The organism is Cyanobacteria bacterium QS_8_64_29 (assembly GCA_003022125.1).
Classification (GTDB): domain Bacteria; phylum Cyanobacteriota; class Cyanobacteriia; order Cyanobacteriales; family Rubidibacteraceae; genus QS-8-64-29.
In genome coordinates this window covers 1-7,783 of the sequence record PXQH01000029.1, presented here as the reverse complement: position 1 = coordinate 7,783, position 7,783 = coordinate 1, and the positions used below count along the sequence as shown (strand labels likewise).

At 66.0% G+C, this 7,783-nt stretch carries 8 protein-coding genes and 1 pseudogene; 7 read left to right on the top strand and 2 right to left on the bottom strand.

The annotated features are described in order from the left end of the window. Positions 1–165: 165 nt before the first annotated feature. Positions 166–1,572 (bottom strand): glycolate oxidase, encoded by a 1,407-nt coding sequence (locus tag BRC58_05455; protein PSP17733.1) that lies wholly within the window; start codon positions 1,570–1,572, stop codon positions 166–168. Between the two features lie 250 nt (positions 1,573–1,822). On the opposite strand from BRC58_05455, the gene BRC58_05450 reads away from it, so the two are divergent. From BRC58_05450 to BRC58_05430, 5 genes are all read left to right on the top strand, one after another. Then, entirely contained in the window at positions 1,823–2,029 is a 207-nt protein-coding gene (locus tag BRC58_05450) for a hypothetical protein (GenBank protein PSP17732.1), read from the top strand. A 96-nt stretch (positions 2,030–2,125) separates the two neighbouring features. After that, complete coding sequence (locus tag BRC58_05445) at positions 2,126–2,476, top strand: hypothetical protein (protein PSP17731.1); 351 nt, start codon at positions 2,126–2,128, stop codon at positions 2,474–2,476. 12 nt (positions 2,477–2,488) lie between these two features. After that, positions 2,489–2,779, top strand: a complete 291-nt coding sequence (locus tag BRC58_05440; protein ID PSP17736.1) for a hypothetical protein — start codon at positions 2,489–2,491, stop codon at positions 2,777–2,779. 33 nt (positions 2,780–2,812) lie between these two features. Then, on the top strand, positions 2,813–5,059 hold the full coding sequence (locus BRC58_05435; GenBank protein ID PSP17735.1) for a copper-translocating P-type ATPase: 2,247 nt from the start codon (positions 2,813–2,815) through the stop codon (positions 5,057–5,059). Positions 5,060–5,070: 11 nt separating this feature from the next. Further along, a complete protein-coding gene (locus BRC58_05430; GenBank protein ID PSP17730.1) occupies positions 5,071–5,826 on the top strand; it encodes a glycosyltransferase in 756 nt (251 codons plus the stop codon). On the opposite strand, the gene BRC58_05425 is transcribed toward BRC58_05430, so the two are convergent. Beyond that, positions 5,808–6,392 carry a heavy metal-responsive transcriptional regulator gene (locus BRC58_05425; protein ID PSP17729.1) on the bottom strand — a complete coding sequence of 195 codons (585 nt, stop codon included), beginning with the start codon at positions 6,390–6,392 and terminating at the stop codon, positions 5,808–5,810. The two genes, BRC58_05430 and BRC58_05425, sit on opposite strands and share 19 nt — an antisense overlap. Between BRC58_05425 and BRC58_05420 the strand changes: the two genes are divergently transcribed. After that, positions 6,361–6,570 carry a hypothetical protein gene (locus tag BRC58_05420; protein ID PSP17734.1) on the top strand — a complete coding sequence of 70 codons (210 nt, stop codon included), beginning with the start codon at positions 6,361–6,363 and terminating at the stop codon, positions 6,568–6,570. The two genes, BRC58_05425 and BRC58_05420, sit on opposite strands and share 32 nt — an antisense overlap. Continuing rightward, positions 6,567–7,783 (top strand): annotated as a pseudogene (locus tag BRC58_05415) (heavy metal translocating P-type ATPase). The gene BRC58_05420 and the pseudogene BRC58_05415 overlap by 4 nt, the downstream one beginning before the upstream one ends.

The following is a 7,783-nucleotide window of genomic DNA, read 5'->3' as shown; positions in this document are numbered from 1 at the left end:
TGGTTGGGCCCGATGGCGGGGGTCTGCCCGTGGCGCTCCAGCTCGGGATAGTCTTCTCGCCAGTACTGGATGCCTTGGCAGAATGCGGGCGTCTCGCTGATGACTGTCATTGGTTCCGCTCTCCTCCTTTAACCGTGGTGTGCCCAGTGGGCAGGGAAGCAGCCGCTACAGCTCGATGCCAGTCCCGCGAATGGCGCGATCGAACAGTTCCATGGGATGCAGTAGCGGCATCGTCCGGCCCTTGCGGCGCAGGTGTTTTTGGATCTGCAGCGAGCAGCCGGGGTTGGGCGAGGCGATCGCGTCCGCGCCGGTGGCGAGCAAGTTGTCAACTTTGCGATCGCCGAGCTCGTCGGCTACCCCCGGTTGCAGCATGTTGTAAACCCCGGAGCTGCCGCAGCACAGCGCCGCATCCGCTGGCTCGCGCAACTTGAGCCCCGGGATCTGCTGCAACAGCTGGCGCGGCTGCAGGCTGATTTGCTGGCCGTGGCGCAGGTGGCAGGCATCCTGATAGACCACGTTGAACTCGCCTTGGGTGAGCGGCGAGAGCTCGGCAGTCATGCCCACCTCGGCCAGAAACTGCTGCACGTCTTTAACGCTGTCGGCAAAGTCGGCTGCCTTTTCGCAGTATTGAGGGTCGTCGGCCAGGATGTTGCCGTACTCTTTGAGCGTGTGGCCGCAGCCGGCCGCGTTGATAATGACGGCATCCACCCCGGTGCCCTCGAAGGCATCAACCATTTGCCGCGCCAACGCTTTGCCCTGTTCTTCTTGGCCCTGGTGTTCAGGCAGCGCCGCGCAGCAGCCCTGCGATCGCGGCACGACGACCTCACAGCCGTTGGCGCTCAGCACGCGCGCGGTTGCGGCGTTGACGGGGGAGAAAAACAGGCGCTGGACGCAGCCCAAAATGAGCCCCACCCGATAGCGCTTGGTCTCTTGGGCCGGGATGACCTCGGGGTAGCTATCGCGGAACGCATCGGCGGTGATGCGCGGCAAGATGCTCTCCATAGCCCCCAGCCGCGGGAAGAGCCGCTCCAGCAACCCGCTGCGGCGGACCAGCCCCTGTAGGCCGCTGCGCTGGTAGAACCACAGCGGCGCCAGCAGGGGCCGCAGCCGGTTGGGATAGGGGAACAGCTGGAAAATAAGCTGCCGCACCAGCCAATCGCGCCAGCTGCGGTCGTAGTTGCGCTCGACTTGCGGCCGCGTAGCGGCGATGAGCTTGTCGTACTGCACGTCCGAGGGGCACGCGCTAACGCAGGCCAGGCAACCCAGGCAGGTGTCAAAGTGCTGGATGGTTGCTGAGCTGAGGGGAGCGCGCCCGTCATTGACGGCATCCATCAGATCGATGCGCCCCCGCGGCGAGTCCATCTCCTTGCCAATGACCCGATAGCTCGGGCAGGTGGCAAGGCAGAACCCGCAGTGAACGCAGTCGTCGATCAGCTCGGGTTCGGGCGGATTGTGGGTATCAAAATTGCTGGCGGGCGATCGCGGCGCGGCCGTAAAATCGGGCGAGGCAATCTCGGCCGCTGACTGGGCATCTGAGCGGGCGTTGGGCTCGGGGCTGGATTGGGCTGTCATGGCATCCCCATCGCTACGGTTGCGCCTTCGCGAGGCGATCGCGAGCTACCTAACGGCATTGCGGCGCTCGGCAGAACCACCAAAACCGACAAAAAACAACCCAATTGTTGTTTTTTACCAATTTTAGCCAGCAGCAGCGCCACTGCGTGCGCTAGGCAATCTCGATCCGTCATGCTATTGATAAAGCAACTTTATGCGGACTTGCGACCCAATAGGCCCACCTAAACGGCATTGCCTACTGCAGGCAAGCATGAGCGAGCCCAACATTGAGCTGCAACTGCTGCACCGTTGCCAAGCTGGGGCGCGGAAGGAACCTACTTGTGCCCTGCAGCCGCTAGTGCCCCAGCTGTCGTTTGCGCTGGCTTGGCAGCCCGAGCGGGCGCGACCGCTGGCGCGCGCGTTTCTGGAGTCGGTACGGCAGATCGCCGCACCAACTGACTTGGGCAATACGTTTTAGGTATCGCTAGCGAACCCCAATCGTATTGGACGCGCCCTGCCAGTAGCGCTTAGGTTGCGGATGGGCCTATCTGCGCTTCTAGGAGGGATCGTCGCCATGGCAACCCATCTCACCGAGCGACTGCTGGCGCACAGCGGCCACTTTCAACAGCAGCAAGAGCCCGCTCCGGCGGAGTCGGGGACGGAGGCGACCGGACCCAATTCCCAGCAAGCCCCGCAGGACAATGCGGGGACAGAAGCAACCGAAAGCGGTTCTAACCCTCCTAACGTGCAGCCGCAACCCAGCCCAAGCACCTCCGCAACGCCCCAGCAAGCCCCTCAGGCCGAGCAGCCGGCTTCCCCAGCAGCGGATGCGAACCCACTGCCGGGCGACGGCCTTTCCGTTTTAGGCTTGCTGATTGTAGGGCCGCTCCTGCTAGCACTGCTGCGGCGCCAGATCCATCGCTAATTGCCAGCTCAGATGACCAAACTGCGCTTGCGCCAACTGCATTTCTGGCTCGCACCCATCATGGTGTTTCCGGTTTTGCTGAGTGCCATTACCGGATCCCTGTTTCGGATCGCGACCATGGCCGATCAGGCCAGCGACTTCCGCTGGTTGCTGTTGCTGCACCGCGGCAACTTCGGCCCCATCAACCTGGAGGGCATTTATCCGTTTCTCAATGCGCTGGGCGTCCTGGTCCTGGCCGGTTCCGGGATTGGCATGTGGCTGCAGGCGCGCCCGCCTTGCCGGCGCAAGCGCGCCCAGCGCTAAGCAGTGCCCAGCTTGCTGCCACTAAGCGACGCCATGCCAACGCAACAGCTCAAAGTCACCGGTATGAAATGCGCTGCCTGCGCCGATACAGTGCAGCAGGCGCTCGCCTCGGCCCCCAACGTGCGCCACGCCGAGGTCAACTTCGGGGCCGAGCAGGCCACGGTTGAAGCGGAAGCGCTGGATCTGGAAGCCCTCCAGCAAGCGGTGGCCGATGCCGGCTACAGCGTCTACCCGCTGGAGGAAATGGGCGCCGATCGCGCGGCCGAGCAAGACCGAGCGCGCGATGCCGAGCGGCGCGAGCTGCAGCGCAAAGTTGCGGTCAGCGCCGTTTTGAGCGCCGCGATCGTCGTCGGCAGCCTGCCTGCCATGCTGGGCTTTGAGGCCGAATCGGCCCTGATGCGTTGGCTGGGCAACCCCTGGGTGCAGCTGGTATTGGCAACGCCAGTCATGTTCTGGTGCGGGCGGTTGTTTTTTGTGGGCGCCGCCAAAGCCTTCCGGCGCCGCGCTGCCGATATGAACACGCTGGTGGCGCTGGGCACGGGCGTGGCCTATCTGTACTCGCTGGCCGTGACGCTGGTGCCGGGTTGGTTTGAGGCCCAGGGCCTGGCCGCCGAGCCTTACTACGACAGCGCGGCCGTCATTGTGACCTTCATTTTGCTGGGGCGCTTGCTGGAAAACCGCGCCCGCGGGCAAACCTCGGCAGCCATTCGCAAGCTCATGGGGCTGCAAGCCCGAACCGCACGCATCCTGCGCTTGGGCGAGCTGCAGGAGATGCCCATCGAGTCGGTTCAAGTAGGCGACATCGTGCTGGTGCGGCCTGGCGAGAAGCTGCCAGTTGATGGTGAGGTAGTGGAGGGGAGCTCCACCGTGGATGAGTCCATGGTGACGGGCGAGCCCATCCCGGCCGGCAAGCAAGCGGGTGATGAGGTCATTGGCGCCACCATCAACCAAACGGGGCGCTTGCAGTACCGCGCCACGCGCGTGGGGCAGGACACGCTCCTGTCGCAGATCGTGCAGCTGGTGCAGCAGGCCCAGGGCAGCAAAGCCCCCATCCAGCGCCTGGCCGATCGGGTCACAGCCTGGTTCGTCCCCACCGTCATTGCCATCGCGATCACCACCTTCGTGCTGTGGTTCAACTTCACCGGCAACCTCACCCTGGCCACGGTTAACACGGCCAGCGTGTTGGTCATCGCCTGCCCCTGCGCGCTGGGGCTAGCTACGCCCACCTCCATCATGGTGGGCACGGGCAAAGGCGCCGAGAACGGCATTTTGATTCAAGGCGCCGAGAACTTGGAGAGCGCGCGCAAGCTCCAGACGGTGGTGCTGGATAAAACCGGCACCCTAACTGCCGGCAAGCCCAGCGTCACCGATTGCATTGTTGCCACTGAGGCCGGCGATCGCACCAAGCTGCTGCGCCTGGCGGCGGCGCTAGAGCGCAATTCCGAGCACCCGCTGGCAGCCGCAATCGTCGAGTACGCGCGATCGCAGGGCATCGACGGGCAGAGCCTGCCGGCGGTTGCGGGGTTCGAGGCGATAACCGGCCGCGGGGTTCGCGGTGAGGTTGCTGATCGCACCGTGCGGATCGGCACGCGGGATTGGCTGGAGGAACTGGGCCTGGACACTGAGCCGCTGCAGGCCAGCGCCGAGCGCCTAGGGGCCGAGGCCAAAACGGCCGTTTGGCTAGCGGTGGCCGATCGCGTGGAAGCGGTTTTGGGCCTGGCAGATACGCTCAAGCCCGGTTCGGCCGAGGCCGTCGGCACCCTGCGCCGCCTGGGCCTGGAGGTGGTCATGCTCACTGGCGACAGCGAAGCGACGGCGCAGGCGATCGCCCGCGAGGTGGATATCCCGCGCGTTGAGGCCGGCGTGCGCCCCGATCGCAAAGCCGAGCGCATCAAAGCGCTGCAAGGGGAAGGCAAAACCGTCGCCATGGTGGGCGACGGCATTAACGATGCCCCGGCCCTGGCCCAAGCGGATGTGGGCATTGCCATCGGCACCGGCACCGACATTGCGATCGCCACCGGTGACATCGTGCTGATCTCGGGCGATCTGAGCGGCATTGCCACGGCCATTCGCCTCAGCCGCGCCACGCTGCACAACATCCGCCAGAACCTGTTCTTTGCCTTTGTCTACAACACGGCGGGCATCCCCCTGGCCGCCGGCGCGTTCTACCCGCTGTTTGGCTGGCTGCTCAACCCCGTCATTGCAGGCGGCGCCATGGCCCTGAGCTCTGTTTCGGTGCTGACCAATGCCCTGCGCCTGCGGCGCTTCCGGGTGAGCTAGCGCGCAGCAGGATGGCGCGCACCTCCATCATCATCCCGGCGCTCAATGAAGCGCGCGGCATCGAGCGGACGCTGCGCCACTTGGCGTTGCTGGAGCCGCCGCCCCGCGAGATTTGGGTGGTGGATGGCGGCAGCCAGGACGGCACCGTCGCGGCGTGCGAGCGGATCGCCCGGCGCTGGTTCGCGCAAGTGCCGCTGCGCGCGATCGCCAGCCCCGAACGCGGGCGCGCTGCCCAAATGAACTGCGGTGCCCGCGCCGCCAGCGGCGACCGGCTGTGCTTTTTGCATGCCGATACGCTCATGCCGGACGATGGCGTGGCCCTCATCGAGCAGACCCTGGAACGCCCGGCAATTGTTGGCGGCGGTTTCCTCTCGCTCATGGCCGGGTCAGAGCGCACCTGCTGGGGCCTTGTCGCCCACAATGCCCTCAAGACGTACTACGGCCCCTTGCTGCTGCGCCCGCATCGCCTGGGGCGCGGCTTGCGGTTGCTGTTTGGCGATCAGGTCCTGTTCTGCCGCCGGCAGGCTTTTTGGGCGTGCGGCGGCTTTGACGCGCGGCTGCCGCTAATGGAAGAGGCGGATCTGTGCTTGCGGCTCCACCACTGGGGCCGCTTGGTCCAACTCAACCGCGTGGTGCAAGCCTCTGATCGCCGCGTCGCCCGCTGGGGCGCGCTCAGAGCCCATGCCACCTACTTGGCCCTGGGCGTGGGGTGGGGTCTGGGCGTGCCGGCGCACCGCCTCAAGCGGTTCTACCCGGAGGTGCGCTGATCGGGGCTGGCAGCTTCCGCAGCGCTGCAGACCGGGCAAATCGGCTCCTCGGGTCGCGCGGCCGCTGCCTGGGGCTGGGCGGCTTCCAGGGCGCGGTGGCGGCCGGCCAACTGGGCGCGCAGCGCCTGCATTTGCCGGATGCGCTCGTCCAGGGTCGCCAGGTGCCGCTCCAGCATGGCTTTGAGCTCGCGGCAGGGGGCGCGGCCGGCGCGCTCGGCGGCCAGCAAGGCCTTGATTTCATCGAGGCTCAGGCCGAGCTGCTGCGCTTGGCGCACGAATTGCAGGCGGCGCTGGGCTTGTGGGCTGTAGCGGCGATAGCCGTTGGCGCTGCGCTGCGGGGGCTCGAGTACCCCAATCCGCTCGTAGTAACGGATCGCTTGCCGTGAGATGCCCGTGCGCTGGGCGAGCTCGCCAATTAACAACTGGGGGTGCGACATGGCAAAGCAAGGCTTGGGGATTGCAATTCTAGCCCCTTGACCTTCAAGCCAGCTATAAGAATTACACCAGATCGGGCCGAGTTCCCACAGGGTTGCCATGCAAACATCGCAACTTCCAGTCAGCGGCATGCGCTGTAGCGGTTGCGAATCGCGCCTTTCTCAGGTGCTGACCCAGCTCGAGGGCGTGTTTCGGGTTGAGGCGGACCATCAAAGCGGTCAAGTGCGCATCGTCTTTGACGAAACGCGCGCCTCCCCCGCTACCATCCGCACCGCGATCGCGCAAGCCGGCTACGAGGTGGCAGCATGACACCCTCAACCGCTTCCCGACCCTGGGTGGAGGAGTCCACCCATACCCCTGGCGTCGATCGCTTCCGGGCGCAGCTCGGCGGCCTGCACTGCTCGCTGTGCACCGGCACCATCGAGCAGGCGCTGAGCCAAAACCGGGCGTGCGCAAGGTGGCAGTCAGCCTCACCCACGAACAGGCGCTGGTGGAGTACGAGCGGGACCGCATCCGCCCTGAAGAGCTGGCCCAAACGCTGCGCGCCGTGGGCTACAGCACCCGCGATCCGCGCAAGGTCCAGCCCTTTGCCGAGCAAGAGCGCAACCTCATCCGCGAGGGGCAGCGGCTGCTGGCTGCCAGCAGCTTGAGTTTGCTGACCATCGGCCTAACGGTCGAGGTAACGGGCCCGCTCTCGGCGCTGGTGCCGGCGCTAGTGGCAGCCAGCTTGCTGGGGGTGACTTACCTGCTCGTGCGCCCGCAAGGCCGGGGCCACGCAGGCGCGGCCACCGCGGGCGTGGGGCTGTTGCTCGCCGCACCGCTAGGCGCTCGCGCGGCGGGCGTGGGCGCAGCGGCCGTGCCCTGGATCGCCGGTGCTTTGGTGATCGCCGCTGTCTTTGGGGTGGCGCCCACATCCTGCGCATGGCGTTGCAGGCCCTGCGCCGCCGCATCCTCAACCAGCACGTACTGCTGGAGACAGCGGCTTTTGCCGGTCTGGCAGGCGGCCTCATCGGCCTAGGCTTCCCGCTCCCCGACTACCCCACAGCCGCCTTTTTTGCCGTGAGCGTGCTGGTGAGCAACTACCACATCTGGCTGGCCCTGTTGGTCAAAACGCGCAGCTCCCAGTCCGTGCGCAAGCTGCTGGCGTTGCAGCCCGATACGGCCCGGGTTCTGCGCGACGGGCAGGAGCAGGAAGTGGGGGTGAGCGAGGTGCAAGTAGGCGATCGGGTGCGCGTGCGCCCCGGCGAGCACATTCCGGTGGATGGCGAGGTAGTCGACGGCCGCTCGGCAGTGGACCAGTCGCTGGTGACTGGGGAACCCATCCCGGAAGAAAAGGCCGAGGGCAGCGTGGCGATTGGCGGATCTATCAACGGCTCGGGGACGCTGCTGGTACGGGCTACCGCCGTGGGCGAGTCGAGCTTTTTGCAGCAGGTGGCCCGGCAAGTAGAGGATGCGCGATCGCTCAAGCCTGGTGTCCTGCATTTGGTCGATGCCATCCTGCGCGTCTATACTCCCACCGTGC